The organism is Pseudomonas sp. Ps21-P2 (assembly GCF_039672565.1).
Taxonomy (GTDB): Bacteria; Pseudomonadota; Gammaproteobacteria; order Pseudomonadales; family Pseudomonadaceae; genus Aquipseudomonas.
On sequence record NZ_JBDFPL010000008.1, the window covers coordinates 1 to 15,723 of the forward strand.

Here is a 15,723-nt window from a genome sequence, read left to right on the forward strand (position 1 = left end):
GGAACCACCTGATCCCATCCCGAACTCAGCAGTGAAACGATGCATCGCCGATGGTAGTGTGGGGTTTCCCCATGTGAGAGTAGGTCATCGTCAAGATTAAATTCCAGAACCCCATTTGCGAAAGCAGATGGGGTTCTGTTTTAAGTGAAGGTCATACATTTTCGCTGGAACGTTACATCAGTAACGGATCGGCTACAGAATTTCTTGACGACCATAGAGTGCTGGAACCACCTGATCCCATCCCGAACTCAGCAGTGAAACGGTGCATCGCCGATGGTAGTGTGGGGTTTCCCCATGTGAGAGTAGGTCATCGTCAAGATTGAATTCCGAAACCCCAGTCTGCTTACGCAGACTGGGGTTTTGTCGTTTAAACCGCCGGCACTGAAACGCAGCAGGCCTAGGCTATGAGCGCATCACAGCTCCGGGCACATTCTTCATCGCACCATCAGCAAAGTCCTGTAAAAACTTTCTGAATCCCTCAGCGCTTATCGGGTTGGCATCTGTAGGCTCGGCAACGATGGTCCAAGTAGCGACGCAGCTTGCACGGCCTTTGGGGGCGACCGTCATCGCGGCCCAGAGCCTGCTAACACCTAGATTGTTGTAGATGGTCGTCCATGTCATAAACATCTCGTCGTCGTCACGAGAGTTGAGTTGCTCGACAACCCGCAGACCACCCTCCTTGAATTTCTTGTAACGTATCGACCCAGGACCTTCGCCAACCACTTCGATGCTTTCCAGTTGCGGTATGAAATGGGTGAAACCACCGAAATCGCCTACGATCTTCCAGACCTCACGCGCAGGTGCGTTGATCGAGATTGCAGAAACCACAGGTTCTCCTCCAGGATTGGTAATCAGCGTATCGGGCGAAAGGGAGCCAAGGGTGTTGAGCGGCTGAATAGCGTTCATGTTGTTCTCCATAACTTAAGGGGGAGTTGCGTTGGGGTGTATCAGATGAAGGCAATCTCTTTCAGGTACTCGCAGCCTTTGCGCAGCAGTGCCGGGGTTTTCGAGGGGTAGCTTTCGCCCATCCGTTGAACACCCGCATGGGCGTTCTGGTAGGCGATCATTGATATGTCTCCGATGTCTTCCTCAAACCCATCGAGGTAAAAGCCGAGCACGCCGAATAAAGCGTTGCCGCTGTCCACGCGGTTCAATTGGGTTTGCCACTCACTGACGCTGACCATCTCGAAATCACTGCCCGCTTCACGGAACGCGCTGACGTAATTGCTCCAGCTCAACGGCTCCGGGTTGTGGAGGTTGAAGACTGCGTGTGCCGGCTGGTAACGACTGGCGTGAAAGCCAATGAATCGGGCGAGGAAGTCGACAGGCATCAAGTCGAAGGTCATGGAGAAATCCGGGACCTGGCCCAGTTGCATCGACCCCTTGAGCATCAGCATCAGGCGATTCTTGTGCGGCTGGCAGACACCGGTGGTGCTGTTGAAGGCGATATTGCCGGGCCGGTAGATGTTCACCCACGCGCCTCGCTCACGGGCTTGCTGCAGGATCCGCTCGGCGACCCACTTGGAGAGGTTGTAGCCGTTCTTGATGTAGATTGGCGGAGTCTCGGCAGCAGGCGCTTCGAGGACGCGACCGTCAGTCCCGACGGCGCTTGAAGCAGAGAGCGTAGATACGAAGTTGAGCACCTTCTTGCTGCGCCCTTCACACAGCTTCAGGCATTCGAAAATCGGCTCGACGTTACCCTTGGCCAGCGTCTCGTAGTCCTGAACGTGGTTGACGTTGGCCGCGTTGTGCACCAGCGCGCCAAACTCGCGATCAAGCCGTTCGTATACCTCGTTGCTCAACCCGAGCTGCGGCTGCGTGACGTCGGCGGCATAAACCCGTACTCGCGCCAGATCCAGATGCTCGAGACGGTTTTCGCGCAGTGCCTGCATAAAGCGGTCTTGGACCGTCATCCCTGCGCTTTCACGTACCAGGCAGGCAACCTCGGTTGCGCCCCACGCCAACAGCGCTTCGACGATGTGAACACCGAGAAAACCATTGGCGCCGGTGACGATGACTTTGTGTACGTCGCCCATGCGCTCCACAGGCAGTACCGGCAGCTCGAAGGGCGCCGAAGCATCCCGGAAGGCTTGCGGGCTGACGGTCCATGAGGTGGTGCCGTCGCTGTCGAGCAGTGACGCCAGATTGGTCAGCGTTGGCGCCTCGATGAAGCGGTTGATCGGAATGCTGCGGCCGAACCGTTCGCGAATCCTCAGCAGCATCTGCGACAGCAGGATCGAATGACCACCCAGATTGAAGAAGCTCTCGTCAGTTGATATTTCGTCAGGCGGAAGCTCAAGCAGATCGGCCCACAACGTAAGAAGAAGCCTCTCGTTTTCGGTGTCGGGCAAACGGCGTGGGGCTTGCTCCAGCAGGTTCACTGGCAGCTGCAACAGCGCCTTGCGATCGACCTTGCCGTTGCTGGCAAACGGCATGCTCGCCAACTCCGTGAAGGCGGTCGGCCGCATATAGTCGGGCAACAACCCTGCGACATGGTCCTTGAGCAAATGCCGGGCGGCGTCCGGCTCCACGCCGTGCGGTTGCGCGAGAAAAGCCAGGATGCGTCGCTGGTCGTCAATCACCACCGCGACTTGTCGGTACAGCTGGCTGTCGCGCAGGCAGTGCTCGATCTCCTCAGGCTCTACCCTGAATCCGCGGATCTTTACCTGGTTGTCACGTCGCCCGGACAACTCGATGCCAGCGCTCGTCCATTTGCCGATGTCCCCTGTGCGATAGGCGCGCACGCTTTGGCCATCACCCAGCGCGACATTCACGTAGCGCTCATCGGTAAGTCCAGGATTGTTGATGTAACCGAGGCACACGCCTGGACCCACGATGTAGAGCTCGCCGGGTGTCTGGTCCGCGACGGGCTGCATATCCTCGTCGAGAATCAGAACTTGGCTGTTGGCGATCGGGCGACCCAGGTTGCGGTTGCTGCCGCCGGGTTGGAACCGGCCGGCGGTGATCAACACCGTGGCCTCGGTCGGGCCGTACAGGTTGTGGAAGTGACATTGCGCTGCCAGGCGCTCAATCACGTAGGGCTCGCAGACATCACCGCCGGTGCACAAGTGCTTGAGCTTCAGCGGTCGGTCAATCGGCAGGATGCTCAACAACGCTGGAGGCAGAAACGCGTGGCTGAGATTCTGATCCAGCAGCTCGAACAGTTGCAGCGGATCACGACGCTGATCGTCGTTCGCCACGATCAGTTCAGCGCCGCTGAGCAGGGTGGGGAATATGTCGATGACCGACGAATCGAAGCTCAGCGTCGAGAACTGCAGCACCCGGCTGTGTTCGGACAGCTCGACATAGTGGGCGTACCAGGCCGTGAAGTGGCTCAGGTTGCGCTGGCTGAGCATCACGCCTTTTGGGTGTCCGGTCGTGCCCGAGGTGTAGAGCGCCATGCACGGCGCGTCGGTCTCCGGGCGATAGCGCATCAGCGACTGCGCCGTCGGCACGATCTCGATGTGGCTGATATCCAGCCCCGGCACAGCAACCCCCGCCAGCGGGTGAGTCCCATCGTGCAACAGTAAACAGGCATGCGCGTTTTCGAGGATGTACTGCTGACGCTGGAGAGGCTGGCTGGGATCCAGCGGCAGATACACCGCTCCATTGCCCAGAATGGCAAGTATCCCGGCGAACAGCGCCGCAGATTTCGGCATACAAATGCCAATCACCACCGGTTCAACTGAAGCGCGCGGCAGCATGGCCTGAATCTGCGCCTGGATCGCGACGCCGTGTGCGCGGAGTTGGTCGTAGCTGATGCGCTCGCCGTCGATACTCAGCGCAGTGCGCCCTGCGAATTCGCTAAAGCTCCGATCCAGACGTGCGACCAGCGTCTCCTCGGCAACACGCAGCAACTCTGGCGCCGCAGTGAAGTTGAAGCAGTGCTCGAAGGCCAGTCGGTCCAGTCGTAGCAGGCTTTCCTGGCGCTCCCCGTGCGGCGGATCGATGCGTTCGGCACGCGCGAAGTACTCCGTATCACGCGAGAACCGGCTGATCAGCAGCGCTACGTTGTCCACCAGCGTTGCGACCGCCGCGTCCCGCAACCCGCGGCCGTTGCCGGAAAGCGTGGCAGCCACGGCATGGCGTGCGATCAAGCGCTGCGCCGTAGCTGTCCCGAGCCAGCACACTATTTCCAGTTCAGGCAGTGCCCGCTCGCTCCCCGGTGTAAGTCCTACCCGGAGACCAAGATGCACGGCTGCCTTGAACGCGCCCCATTCTGCATGGGGCAGTTCCAGCGTGCCGTCCTCAATGATGATCGACGCGTCCTTAAGCGCTGTCAGCGTCAGCTCCAGCGCGGCCGCATCGCGCAGGAGGTGTATCGAATGCCCATGGGCGTCCAGTTCTGCACTTAGCTCACTCATCGCCCGGCTGTAACCGATGAGCACAATTTCCAGGCGCTTCATTGCAAGCCTCCGGCCGGCAGATAGTCGGCAAGGGCGTGCTGGACGCAGAGGGAGTCGAGCATCGAGCTTGAGGTGAAGAAGCGCATGATGTTGCCCACCAGCGGATGGTGGCGATTGATCGGGAAGCACATCGCCCGTGTTTCTTGCTTCAGCGCCTGCTTGATCGGCTCGATGACCGGCAGGCTGTCGATCAGAACGAAGTCAAAAGACTTCTGGATGTCATTGGTCAAATACTGAGCAATGAACACGGGGAGGATCTGCGCGATCACTTCCTTGTCCTGTTGGGGCGCTGCGTGCCAGTAGATCCTGACCAGCCGCGACCAGAAGCCGGAGTGCCGTCCTTCATCAAGAAGGTGGTCGGCCATGAGGCCTTTGACGGACTGCTTCACCGTGTCGTCCTTGGCGAACGCGGCTACGTCGTTGGTCACGGTGTTCTCGGCAATCGCTACGCAGATAAGCTCGACCGCGCTGCGCAAGTGGCCAGGCGCCAATGCCAGTGCAGCGGGGATGGCTCTGCTGAGTTCGATTTCCTCCGGCAAAGGGATCGGCTGGATGCCGGTCAATGCGATGGTTTGCTGCATGAAGTCCATTGCCACCAGCGCGTGGTAATCCTCGTCGACGACCACGGTCATGGCGTCGTAGCGGCAAGCGAAGGGAAAGCGAATGGCGAAGTTGTCTTTGGCGATGCTTCGCGCGGTCTTGTCGACGATCTCGGTCTCGAAAATCACGACGTCGCTGATGAACTTGTACAGGCTCTGTACCAGCGCCAGATCGCGCAGATGAGCGCATTCGCGAGTGAACGTCTCGCTTAGCACCAGTGGCTGGCGGCTGAGCGGGTAGATCAGTTTTTCATCGTTTTCGACGATGCGGCGCGGGCGTGTCCGAATCGTCGCACGGCCTTCCCAGGCATCAACGAATGACAAGTAGTCTTCGGCTTTCATGATGGCGTCCTTGTGTGGGTATCGAGTCGGTGGCGGAGGAGGGAAGGGCTCATGCGCTGACTTCCCGCGCCGTTTCACGCAGGGTCAGTTGCACGGCGTCCCACAGCGCGATGCGGCTGTCGACTGCGGCGACGGCGGCGGCATAGACCTCGTGCTGGTGCTGTTCATTGCCCGCGACTAGTCTGGTCAGCAACGATTCCGCAGCCGGGCCGTGGTCTTCGGAGTCCACCTCAATGTGGCGTTCCAGGTAGTAGCGAAAGGTCGGTGCCTTGTCGGCAGTGATGCCCCAGTCGTCAAGAATCCGCTGGAACATCTGTGGGATAACGCTTTCGCGACCGTGCAGGAACGCGGCAGCCACGCAATGCGCCGGCGCATTCAGCGCGATGTCGAGGGTGTCCCGGACGAAGTGTGTGGCCGCTCGGCCTGCGCCGACGCTATCGAGCGCGGTTTTGTAGTGAATGCCTTCGCGCAACAGTTCGACGAAATGCTCAATGCGCGCGGTGCTTGCGCCGATCTCGCGCATGGCATCCAGGTAGAGCTCGAAGTGGCTGTAATGATCGTGGCGTCCCGGGCGATCATCCGACTCCTCACCCAACACGATTTCGTTGATGAGCCGTGCTGCCTTCGGGTCTCGCGGCGGCAACCAGGGGAGTCGGGTGCAGGCCAGTTCCTGCTGCAGCCGTTTGGTCAGTGACATAAAGTCCCAGACCGCGAAAACATGCACCTCCATGAACCGCTGCAGGGCGTGCAGCGAATCAATTTCGGAAAAAACAGGGTGCGCGCCGAGTACTGATTTCTTTGCGATAAGTTGCTGTTTTAACAGATCCATTTTACGTCCTTGATGAGATTGAGTGCGTCACACACTCTTTTAATTGCCGCAATTAACGGTCGTCTTAAGTGCCCGTAGAAGAGCGGCCGAAATGGACTCCCGTAACTATCGGGCAACAAGAGGCTGCGAACGTTACTTCGTTAATGGTCAACAATCGTGCAGGATTTAATAAGGCATGCTCACGCGGTCTATGCCCTCGCTGACCAGCGTTTGTGGACGAATGGCCCATAAGCGTTGCCGGCCAGAAAACGTTAGAACAGTTTCAAATGGTTTCGCAAATACTTTTTAATATAATTAACGGCCTATATAAATCGTGCCCGAGCGTAGCCGATAAAACTTCTTAATTAAGTTTTATTAGGGCGAACGCAACCCTTCCGGCTCATTAAGGCCAGAATTGAAATTAATGAACGAATACCTCGTTCAGCGTTGCGCTTTATCGGGCTAATACAGTTTTTTGAGATTTTTTGGTTTGGGCGACATTCGGGGTTTCACTTCAATGTCTCCGCCCAGGGCAATGCTCCTTTTGCCGCTCCATGAGAACTGCTTTCCCTGAACCGGCTGCAGACCGATTCGTCGTTCGAGTGTGCCTGAACACGGCGGTGCACCGCGTCAACGACGGCCAAGTTTTACGATAGGTGCATTAGCGACGGCCGAGTGTGGGACGGCCGGCTTTTAGTCGTAGGAGAGATCAGAAGGAGGGCGTGAGGAGTCGATGCAGAAGGAGAGGGCGGCGATGTTTCTTCAGCCGCCCAGCAAGCCGAGGTGCGTATTGATGATGTGCAGCAGGCGGTCGCGTTGCGAGCTGAGAAAGTCATGAGTGCCGCGGACTTCGATCAACTCGAACTCGCGACGCGTGAACTCCCGCCATTTCATCATGCTGGCGGCTGTAGCGACCGGATCATCGCTGCCGTACAGACCGGTCAACGGGATGTTTAGGCCCTCATCGGCGCAGTGCGACCAGATCTCCGACAGCTTTACGTCGCTGCGCACGACAGGCTCCAGCAGCTTGAGGCGTTTCTTATCCTGCGCGAACGTGTTCGGGAGCACGCCCAACTTGATAAGCGCTTGAATGAAGTCGTCTTGCGGCAGCGTGTGCAGATACGGCCAGGGTTGTCGGCTGTCAGGGCTGCGGCAGCCGGACACGAACAGATGGCGTGTCAGATTCGGGTAATGATTCTGCGCCAGCCTGGCCATTTCATAAGCGACCCGACCGCCGAAGCTATGGCCGTAAAACGCGTGGGGTTCGCTCAGATAGGGCTGCAAGGCGAAGAAGGTGTCTTGCAACAAGGGCGCCCACTGATCGTAGGGCGTTTCCTTGAGCCGACTGCCGTGACCGGGCAGGCGCAGCGTTACCAGCTCGATGTGATCGGCAAGTCCTTCGGACCAGTCACGAAAATGCTCAGGATCGCCTCCTACGTGAGGACAGCAAATCAGGCGTGTTCTGACGGGTTGTCCGGAATTGACGACCATCAGCCATTTGTTCTTTTCGGCTTGCACTCAGCTTCCCCGAGCCTTGATAAAGGCGTCATAACCGTGGAGCCGGGTCCTTCGGCGCATACGCCGTCATGAACGGCGTTCGTTGATCCCTTGTGCTTCTCGGCCGATTAGCCGGTAGCAAGCAAGGTCAAGATTGAATACAGCGGTAAATGTTACTGGGTGACGGCACGTTTTCGTGAGGCCGCTGCAGGTTTTGCTTCTTCCGCCTTACGGGCGCTCAAGTAGGCGTTGATGGCCTCAACACCCCGATTCAAGTGATGAGTCAGCGCCTCGATCGTGGCGTCCACGTCACCGGCACCGGCCATTTCCAGCAATTCGTAGTGGTCGTGCTGGGACACCTTGCCCAGGTTCATTTGCTTGAGATTGAAGCGCAGGAAACGCTCTTCCTCGTTCAAGCCGTCCTCGACCAGTTTGAGCAGACGCGTGTTGTGCGCCCTGGAATACAGCGCCATGTGGAACTGGCGGTTGAGCGTGCCCATGATGCTGTAGTCGGTTTCGACCTCAAGCTGTTCGATGTACCCACGCGCAGTGCTGATGTCTTCGCCGGTCAGGAGCGGGATCGACTGGCGCAAGGCCTCGGACTCCAACAGGATGCGCAACGCATAGGCATCCGTGGCATCCTCGTTGATCAACGGGGCAACGACCGCACCTTTGTGGGTTTCGACGCGCAGCAACGATTGAGCTTCCAGCTGACGCAGCGCCTCGCGGACGGGCATGCGGCTGACACCGAAAAGCGTAGCCAGCTCTTGCTGGCGCAGGGCGATGCCTGCCGGGAGGCGTCCTTCAAGAATGGCGCTGCGCAGTTTTTCTTCGATGAGTGCACGCGCCAGATGCGCAGGCGGCTGCTCATCACCCAGGGTTTCCCGCAGAAATTGCTCTTTCTCAGTCCTGCGCATGCTTGATCTTCTTCGGCTGACCAGTTATTGGATCCAATGAAACACTAGAGACCGCTGCTGCCCTTGTCAAACTTTGATACAAGTTTAGCAGGCGGTCTCGGCGCGGCATTCTACAAGGGATTGAGCGTACAGGTATTGCCATCAATCGGGGATTGAGAACGGGATGCCCGGCCTCGATGACGCAAGTCCTTCGCGGCAACCGAGGCTGGCTTCACAGTCAATCTGTGTCAGATATAACGGCCCGTCACGAAATGCTGCACATCATTGAAACCCGGCGTGGACGCATGCCCGGGTGTCACGAGGGAGTCGATGAACGCTTCGTCCTCGGCAGTGATGTTCACGCTGAGCGCTTTGGTGTAACTGTCCCATTGGTCCTCGGTGCGGGGCCCGACGATGGCAGAGGTCACGGCCTGATTGTTCAGCACCCAGGCGATCGCGAACTCCACCAGACCCACGCCTTTGGCCTGGGTATACGCCTGCAGTTTCTGGGCGATGTGCAACGACTCGCTGCGCCACTCGGTTTCCAGAATGCGCTTGTCCTGACGGCCGGCGCGGGTGCTGCTGTCCGGCGTTACGTCGGGGGCGTACTTGCCACTCAACACGCCGCGGGCCAGCGGGCTGTAGGGCACAACACCCAAGCCGTAGAACTTCGCCGCAGTGATCTGTTCCAGCTCGGCCTGACGGTTGACGATGTTGTACAGCGGTTGGCTGATCACCGGTTTGTCGACGCCCAGGCGCTGAGCGACGCTGACCACCTCAGCGATGCGCCAGCCGCGGAAGTTCGACACGCCCCAGTAACGGATCTTGCCCTCGCGGATCAGATCGCCGATGGCAGACACGGTCACCTCGAGTGGCGTGTTGTGGTCTTCCTTGTGCAGGTAATGAATGTCGATGTAATCGGTGTCGAGACGGCGCAGGCTGGATTCAATTTCATTGAAGATGTGCTTGCGATTAAGTCCACTGGAGTTAGGGGCGGTATTGCCCGAACTGCTGCCGACTTTGGTGGCGAGTACCCACTCGCTGCGCCGTTTGGCGATGGCCTCGCCAACGATTTCCTCAGACCGGCCGGCGTTGTAGACGTTGGCCGTGTCGATGAAATTGACGCCTTCATCCCAGGCCTTGTCGATGATGCGCAGGGATTCTTCGGTGCCCGTCTGCACGCCGAACATCATGGAGCCCAGTGTCAGCGTTGAAACCTGGAGGCCGGATTGGCCAAGGGTGCGGTATTTCATTGCTCGATATCCTTTTCGTCGGGGAAGTGGAAATCAGGACAGTCTGGGACAGGCTTGCAAGGCGTCTCGTAAAGACCGATCAGACCGACAGCTCAAGGCCGGACATACTCACCTGTTTGGGCGGGTTTTGAAAAGTGACAAATTGACGGAACTGCGTGTGGCGAGCGCGGGCTCAGAGCGCGATGTCTGCGTGAGCGAGCTTCGCGTGTCGTCCGGCCAGGAAGCACAATGTGCCGCCCATGGCCGTCAGGCACGCCAGGACATAAAACATGGTCGGAGCCGGGCTATTGATCAATAGGTAGCCGCAGATCACCGGGCTCAATGCTCCGCCGAAGGCCGCCAGATTCTGCGCACCCAGGTAGCTGCCGCGAAGGTGATCGGGCGCAATGGTGTCGACGAACAGGTATTCGGCGGGGTAGATGATCATCTCGCCTAACGTGAAGACGAACATCGCAGCGCACCAGGCCAGGGTCGTTTCGGCAAAACTGAAGCCGATGAGTCCGATCGCAAATAAAGCTGTGCCGAGGCAGATCCAGTACCGCAGTTGCTCGCGCTTCAGAAAACGGCCGATCTGGTACTGCATCAGGATGACTGTTACCGCGTTGCACGCCAACACGGCTGACAGGATTTTCAACGCCTGTTCCGCCGTATGCGTGACCAGCAGAAACTGCGACAGGTACAACGTATACCGGCCATGCACGATGGTGCTGAGCAAGCTGCCGCCCGTGAACAGAATCAGTGTGCGGTCGTTTTTCAGCGTGATCAGGGTGTCGAGAAAGCTGCGCGGTGGGTGTTCGGTATCAGCGACTGTGCGCGGGATGCCAAGCATCAGAAAAAGGCTGCAGAACGCGATGGCGCTGGCGATGAAAAACGGCGCCAGCGGCAGGTGCCCGGCAATGACCACGCCGAGCATCGGGCCTGTGGCGTAGCCGATGTTGGTGAGGGTGTAGCGCAGCGAGAACACCTTCGCCCGCTGCCCGATGGGCAGGTTTTCGCTGATGATTGCTTTGGAGCCGATGAGAAACAGCGCCGACGCCGTCTCAGTGATCACCAGCGTGAGTGTCGTCAGGTAGACGTTGTGGGCGAAGGTCAGCAGCGAGAAGCCCACGGCACTGGACAGCATCGCCAGGATCAGCAATTTGCGCTTTTCCAGCCGGTCGATGATGTAACCACCGTACAGCCCCAGCAGCGTAGCGATGAACACCGCGATGCCCATCAGCAGCCCGACGTCTTGCTGGTTGAGTCCCAGTCTTGTGCTGAGGAACAATGACAGCAACGGGCTGGTCATCGCCCGGCTCATGACGATGGTCAGCGAGCAGATCATCAACCGGCGGATGACGAGGGAGTAAGTGGCCACTGGTGTTTTTCCGTCCTTGTTCAAGCCTCGGTACAAATCCTTTGCGGGAGCACCGGTAAGGCGCTCCCACATGGGCGGCGTCCGCTGTCCGACCGTTTACTACTGACCTTGATTCATCCCGACCTTGGTCACCGCGCCCTGTTCCAGCTCCCACTTTTTGAGGATCTTGCCGTAGGTGCCGTCGTCGACCATGGCCTGCATCGCTTCGGCGATGGCCGCCGCCAGTTCAGGGTTGGACTTGCTGACGCCCAGGCCGGTGAACTGTTTCGAGATCGCCAGACCGAGCGGCTTGTACGTGTCCTTCTCCTGGGACATCAGGTACGGAATGGTTTCGCTGCCCTGCATCGCGGCGTCAAGCCGGCCCTGACGCAGTTGCGCGCGGGCATCGGCGGAGCCTTCGGAGCCACTGACGATGATCGCCGGCTTGCCTTTCGCTTCGCAGTTTTCCTTGCTCCACGCTGCGATTTCCGCAGGCCAGCTGGTACGGCGGCTGGTGCCGACTTTCTTGCCGCACAAATCGGCCGGCTCGTTCAGATCAGCGTTTTTGGTCAGCGTGTACAGCTGCGGGCCGCTGGCGAAGTAGTCAATGAACGTTACCGACTTCTGCCGCTCGGCCGTGTCAGTCATGCCCGACAGAATGATATCGAAGCGCTTGGTCACCAGGCCGCTGACCATCTGCTCGAAGGCGGTTTCCTGCCATTTGATCTTGACGCCAAGGCGCTCGGCCAGGGCGTTGCCGAGATCCACATCCAGGCCGGTCAGCATATTGGTGCTGGTGTCTTTGAAATCCATCGGCGGGTAGTTCGGCACGATGGCGGCGGTGATTTCGCCCTTGTCCTTGAGGCTGGCGGGCAGCGCGGCGAACACTGACGCGGACGCCATCAGGCCGGCGAGCAAACTGGGGATGAGGATCTTTTTCATGGTCGTTCTCGTTTGTTCTGGTTTAAGTGCGAACGGCAGAAATGAAGCTTTGGGTTCTTGGGTTTTGTGGGCTTATTAGTATGTCTTCCGGGGTGCCGGCCTCCACAATCTGGCCGCCGTCCATGAACACCATCCGGTTGGAAACTTCGCGGGCAAAGCCGAGTTCGTGTGTCACGACGATCATGGTCATGCCGCTGTGCGCCAGGTCCCGCATGACCGACAACACTTCGCCCACCAGCTCCGGATCGAGGGCGGAAGTGGGTTCGTCGAACAGCATCAGCTTGGGCCGCATCGCCAGTGCGCGAGCGATGGCGACACGCTGTTGCTGACCGCCGGAAAGCTCGACGGGATAGGAATGACGCTTGTCCGCCAGCCCGACGCGTGCCAGCAACTCGGTGGCTTCCTCGGTGGCCTCTTTGGGCGAGCGCTTGAGCACCTGGATCGGGCCTTCGATCACGTTCTGCAAAGCGGTCATGTGCGGGAAGAGATTGAAGCGCTGAAACACCATGCCGGTGCTCAAGCGCTGACGGGCAATCTGAGCGTCCGTCAGCTCGTGCAATTTATTACCGACGATGCGATAGCCCACCAGTTCGCCGTCGACCCACAAACCGCCCTTGTCGATTTTTTCGAGCTGATTAACGCACCGCAGCAGGGTGCTCTTGCCCGAGCCCGAGGGCCCGATAATGCACAAGACTTCGCCTTGCTCGACTTCAATGCTGACGTCTTTGAGGGCGTGGAACTGGTCGTAGTATTTGTTCAGGCCGACGGCTTTGACGATGCTTCTCATGCTGATTCTCCTGGGCCTGATTTACGAACGCTTGCCGGCGCCGCGGGCAAAGCGCAGCTCCAGCCGGCTTTGGCCGAATGACAGGACAGTCACCACCGCCAGGTACCAGATCCCCGCGACGATCAGCAGCTCCATGACCCGGGCGTTGGCGTAGTAGATGTTCTGCGCGTTGTGCAGCAATTCGGAATACTGGATGACGCTGGCCAGGCTGGTCATCTTCACCATGCCGATGAATTCGTTGCCGACCGGCGGGATGATTACGCGCATGGCCTGGGGCAGAATCACCCGGCGCAGAGCCTGCAGGCGCGGCATGCCGATCGACTTTGCGGCTTCGTACTGACCGGTGTCCACGGAGAGCAAGCCTGCGCGCACGACCTCTGCGGTATACGCGCCCTGATTGATGCTCAGGCCCAGCAGTGCGGCAACGAAGGGTGTCATCAGGCTGACCGTGTCGATCTCGAACACGCCGGGAATGCCGATGACCGGGAAGATAAGCGCCAGGTTGAACCATAGCAGCAACTGCAGAATCAACGGCGTGCCGCGAAACAGCCAGGTGTAGGTGATCGCGACGTAACGCAAAATCGGATTTGCCGACATGCGCATGATGGCCGTGACCACGCCGATCACCACCCCGAGCACCATCGCCAGAATCGACATGACGATCGTGTTCAGCAGTCCCCACAGAATGGCTTCGGAGGTCAGGAACTGGCCGATGTAACTCCACTCGATCTGCCCGTTGGCAAACGCGCGGGCCAGGCCGGCGAGGGCAATGATGATCAGGGCCGCGAAGAAAATGCGCCCGTAATAGCGGCGCGGGACGTGTTCGTACTGGGTGATGTCGAACGCATTTTCGGTTTTCCTGCGCTCGGCTTGCAGCTGCTCCGCCTGATTCTGATTCATGTGTCTCTCCGAAGCTGTATGCAGACCGCGCCTGCCTGATCTGGGCAACCCCACTCAGCCTCCCTGCCACGACGCAGTTCCGGCGTTGCAACATGGAATCGTCCTGGATAGGGGGCAGTTAGGTATTGAAAGTCCTGATCAAAGTGTCAGGTTAATTAATGTTGGATCCGCTTTCGGCTTATGAAGCGGAGTACCCCGTATGCGGTTGCCAATCAGGTTTTTCTGTGTTCATTATTATCAATCGGGCACGTATTTGTTGTGAGTCAGAGCCTGTTGAATCCAATAGGCGAGGTCAATAAGCATTATGGAAACTCCACTTTCCAATTCTGGAAACGTGCCGCCTAAGCCGGGAATACGCCCCCCTCTTACTCTCAGCGGAATGGACTTCAAGCTGTTGCGGGTGTTTCAGGCCGTGGTGGAGGCGGGTGGCTTCAGCGCCGCCCAGAACGAGCTGAACGTGGGCCTTGCAGCCATCAGCAAGCAGATTTCAGACCTTGAAATCCGTATTGGCATGCGCCTCTGTACACGCGGCCGGGAAGGGTTTCATCTCACTGAAGAGGGCAAGCTTGTCTATCAGGCGGCTATCGAACTGTTCGCCTCGGTGGACAGTTTTCGTGACCGGATTAGTTCAGCGCAGAATGAGTTGATTGGCGATTTGAGTGTCGGCGTAATTGATAACACTCTGACCGATAAAAGTTCGCCGCTAATTGCCGCGCTTAGAGTAATGCACGATGAAGCGCCCAAAGTCAGACTGCGCCTGCAAGCGTCCCAACTGGATGAAGTCGAGCGCGCAATGGTCGAAGGGCGGGTGAGTCTTGGCATCGTGCCGGTGTATCAGCGGCGCGAAGAGTTTGATTATTTCGAGCTGTACGAAGAGACCTCCCACGCGTATTGCGCAGTGGGGCATCCGCTGTTCGAGGCGGATGACAGCGCCCTGGGCATCGACAGCCTGCGCGCGTTCGACATCGTGAATCATCGCTATGCGATCCATCGCGACAAGGCGAGCTTCGTTAATTCGGACAGCCAGTGCGCATCAGCCTCTCAGGTAGAAGCGGTGGCCATGATGATCCTGACCGGCCGCTTCATCGGCTTTCTCCCCGAGCACTACACGCGCAATCTGATCCGCGACGGCCTACTCCGCGCCTTGCGCCCCGACCTGATCTTCCTGCGCACGCCTGTCAACCTCATCCTGAGACACAACGCCCCAAGAAGCCCGCTGGTCAAGGCGTTCGCGCGGGCGTTGGGGGTGGATTTGAGGGTGGGGCTGTAGGGTAAATGTCACGCGATTGCCGCGAACGTGAGCCCGGTGGCGTGTACCACTTGGCGCATGGTTTTCAACGTGGGATTGCCTTTGGGGGATAGCGCTCGACGAAGGCTTTCATGAGGTATGCCGGCTTTCTCTGCTATGAATGCTATTCCGCCTCGAGCCTCAACAACATGTCTTAACGCTGCAAGAAAGCCGGCATCGCCGCCTTCTTCGTCCAATTCTTCAAATGCAATTCGCAAATACTCCGCTGCGAATGCGGGGTCGTCCCGAATCATCGCAATGACTGTTTCGTCGTGATCACGTGAGCTCGTCATGGCCTTCTCCGCTGAAAGTCGTGCCAGCAATCAATGGCTTTAACAATGTCAGATCGCTGGTGGCGCTTATCGCCTCCCAGAAGCAGCAAGATTAGCTGCTTACCTGCCTGGGCGTAGTAAACCCTATAACCCGGTCCGTGATCGACCCGCAATTCCCACACGCCACTTCCCATAGGCTTGCAGTCGCCCAATGCACCTGCAGCGACCCGGTTGATGCGCGTGGTGATTCTGGCTTTCGCGGATCGGTCTTTGAGCTCATCAAGCCATTGCTGATAAAGATCGTCGCCGTTTGCGCTGAGGTAATGTCTGACCTGATTCATGGCGCGAACGATAGCGTTGAAGCAATCGATCAATATGCCCGTCTGAACGGATGTGC

At 58.4% G+C, this 15,723-nt stretch carries 14 protein-coding genes and 2 rRNA genes; 3 read left to right on the forward strand and 13 right to left on the reverse strand.

Features of this window, described 5'->3' with window-relative positions:
- Positions 1-96: ribosomal RNA gene (rrf, locus tag ABEH28_RS19795) — 5S ribosomal RNA — on the forward strand; the annotation flags it as partial.
- Positions 97-203: 107 nt separating this feature from the next.
- A 5S ribosomal RNA gene (gene rrf, locus ABEH28_RS19800) occupies positions 204-319 on the forward strand.
- 83 nt (positions 320-402) lie between these two features.
- On the opposite strand, the gene ABEH28_RS19805 is transcribed toward rrf (ABEH28_RS19800), so the two are convergent.
- The 11 genes from ABEH28_RS19805 to ABEH28_RS19855 all read right to left on the reverse strand — a co-directional run bounded on the left by ABEH28_RS19805 (position 403) and on the right by ABEH28_RS19855 (position 13,766).
- Positions 403-906: an SRPBCC family protein gene (locus ABEH28_RS19805; RefSeq protein ID WP_244655954.1), complete on the reverse strand. Its 504-nt coding sequence runs from the start codon at positions 904-906 to the stop codon at positions 403-405.
- Between the two features lie 41 nt (positions 907-947).
- Complete coding sequence (locus tag ABEH28_RS19810) at positions 948-4,406, reverse strand: non-ribosomal peptide synthetase (RefSeq protein ID WP_346630881.1); 3,459 nt, start codon at positions 4,404-4,406, stop codon at positions 948-950.
- The gene (locus ABEH28_RS19815) at positions 4,403-5,347 is read right to left on the reverse strand and encodes a diiron oxygenase (RefSeq protein WP_192173075.1); all 945 of its coding nucleotides are present in this window, start codon (positions 5,345-5,347) and stop codon (positions 4,403-4,405) included. Before ABEH28_RS19815 ends, ABEH28_RS19810 begins: the two co-directional genes overlap by 4 nt.
- 49 nt (positions 5,348-5,396) lie before the next feature.
- The gene (locus tag ABEH28_RS19820) at positions 5,397-6,176 is read right to left on the reverse strand and encodes a DUF3050 domain-containing protein (RefSeq protein WP_192173074.1); all 780 of its coding nucleotides are present in this window, start codon (positions 6,174-6,176) and stop codon (positions 5,397-5,399) included.
- A 741-nt stretch (positions 6,177-6,917) separates the two neighbouring features.
- A complete protein-coding gene (locus ABEH28_RS19825) occupies positions 6,918-7,673 on the reverse strand; it encodes an alpha/beta fold hydrolase (RefSeq protein WP_192173073.1) in 756 nt (251 codons plus the stop codon).
- 152 nt (positions 7,674-7,825) lie between these two features.
- Positions 7,826-8,569, reverse strand: coding sequence for a GntR family transcriptional regulator (locus tag ABEH28_RS19830; protein WP_346630882.1), 744 nt, complete (start codon positions 8,567-8,569; stop codon positions 7,826-7,828).
- Between the two features lie 227 nt (positions 8,570-8,796).
- Positions 8,797-9,801 (reverse strand): aldo/keto reductase, encoded by a 1,005-nt coding sequence (locus tag ABEH28_RS19835; protein ID WP_192173071.1) that lies wholly within the window; start codon positions 9,799-9,801, stop codon positions 8,797-8,799.
- A 172-nt stretch (positions 9,802-9,973) separates the two neighbouring features.
- On the reverse strand, positions 9,974-11,158 hold the full coding sequence (locus tag ABEH28_RS19840; protein WP_192173070.1) for an MFS transporter: 1,185 nt from the start codon (positions 11,156-11,158) through the stop codon (positions 9,974-9,976).
- A 99-nt stretch (positions 11,159-11,257) separates the two neighbouring features.
- Positions 11,258-12,079, reverse strand: a complete 822-nt coding sequence (locus ABEH28_RS19845; protein WP_282372120.1) for an ABC transporter substrate-binding protein — start codon at positions 12,077-12,079, stop codon at positions 11,258-11,260.
- Positions 12,080-12,101: 22 nt separating this feature from the next.
- Complete coding sequence (locus ABEH28_RS19850) at positions 12,102-12,866, reverse strand: amino acid ABC transporter ATP-binding protein (protein WP_192173068.1); 765 nt, start codon at positions 12,864-12,866, stop codon at positions 12,102-12,104.
- 21 nt (positions 12,867-12,887) lie between these two features.
- The gene (locus tag ABEH28_RS19855) at positions 12,888-13,766 is read right to left on the reverse strand and encodes an amino acid ABC transporter permease (RefSeq protein ID WP_192173067.1); all 879 of its coding nucleotides are present in this window, start codon (positions 13,764-13,766) and stop codon (positions 12,888-12,890) included.
- A 304-nt stretch (positions 13,767-14,070) separates the two neighbouring features.
- Here ABEH28_RS19855 and ABEH28_RS19860 point away from each other — a divergent pair, with 304 nt between their 5' ends.
- Complete coding sequence (locus ABEH28_RS19860) at positions 14,071-15,036, forward strand: LysR family transcriptional regulator (RefSeq protein WP_192173066.1); 966 nt, start codon at positions 14,071-14,073, stop codon at positions 15,034-15,036.
- An 8-nt stretch (positions 15,037-15,044) separates the two neighbouring features.
- Here ABEH28_RS19860 and ABEH28_RS19865 read toward each other — a convergent pair whose 3' ends face one another.
- A complete protein-coding gene (locus ABEH28_RS19865) occupies positions 15,045-15,347 on the reverse strand; it encodes a DNA-binding protein (RefSeq protein ID WP_065990926.1) in 303 nt (100 codons plus the stop codon).
- Complete coding sequence (locus ABEH28_RS19870) at positions 15,344-15,667, reverse strand: type II toxin-antitoxin system RelE/ParE family toxin (RefSeq protein WP_346630883.1); 324 nt, start codon at positions 15,665-15,667, stop codon at positions 15,344-15,346. Before ABEH28_RS19870 ends, ABEH28_RS19865 begins: the two co-directional genes overlap by 4 nt.
- Between the last annotated feature and the right edge of the window lie 56 nt (positions 15,668-15,723).

Bases quoted from the DNA above. Each gene is read 5' to 3' on its own strand.
- ABEH28_RS19805 (WP_244655954.1), bottom strand. From the start codon at position 906: ATGAACGCTATTCAGCCGCTCAACACCCTTGGCTCCCTTTCGCCCGAT.
- ABEH28_RS19810 (WP_346630881.1), bottom strand. From the start codon at position 4,406: ATGAAGCGCCTGGAAATTGTGCTCATCGGTTACAGCCGGGCGATGAGT.
- ABEH28_RS19815 (WP_192173075.1), bottom strand. From the start codon at position 5,347: ATGAAAGCCGAAGACTACTTGTCATTCGTTGATGCCTGGGAAGGCCGT.
- ABEH28_RS19820 (WP_192173074.1), bottom strand. From the start codon at position 6,176: ATGGATCTGTTAAAACAGCAACTTATCGCAAAGAAATCAGTACTCGGC.
- ABEH28_RS19830 (WP_346630882.1), bottom strand. From the start codon at position 8,569: ATGCGCAGGACTGAGAAAGAGCAATTTCTGCGGGAAACCCTGGGTGAT.
- ABEH28_RS19835 (WP_192173071.1), bottom strand. From the start codon at position 9,801: ATGAAATACCGCACCCTTGGCCAATCCGGCCTCCAGGTTTCAACGCTG.
- ABEH28_RS19845 (WP_282372120.1), bottom strand. From the start codon at position 12,079: ATGAAAAAGATCCTCATCCCCAGTTTGCTCGCCGGCCTGATGGCGTCC.
- ABEH28_RS19850 (WP_192173068.1), bottom strand. From the start codon at position 12,866: ATGAGAAGCATCGTCAAAGCCGTCGGCCTGAACAAATACTACGACCAG.
- ABEH28_RS19855 (WP_192173067.1), bottom strand. From the start codon at position 13,766: ATGAATCAGAATCAGGCGGAGCAGCTGCAAGCCGAGCGCAGGAAAACC.
- ABEH28_RS19860 (WP_192173066.1), top strand. From the start codon at position 14,071: ATGGAAACTCCACTTTCCAATTCTGGAAACGTGCCGCCTAAGCCGGGA.
- ABEH28_RS19865 (WP_065990926.1), bottom strand. From the start codon at position 15,347: ATGACGAGCTCACGTGATCACGACGAAACAGTCATTGCGATGATTCGG.
- ABEH28_RS19870 (WP_346630883.1), bottom strand. From the start codon at position 15,667: ATGAATCAGGTCAGACATTACCTCAGCGCAAACGGCGACGATCTTTAT.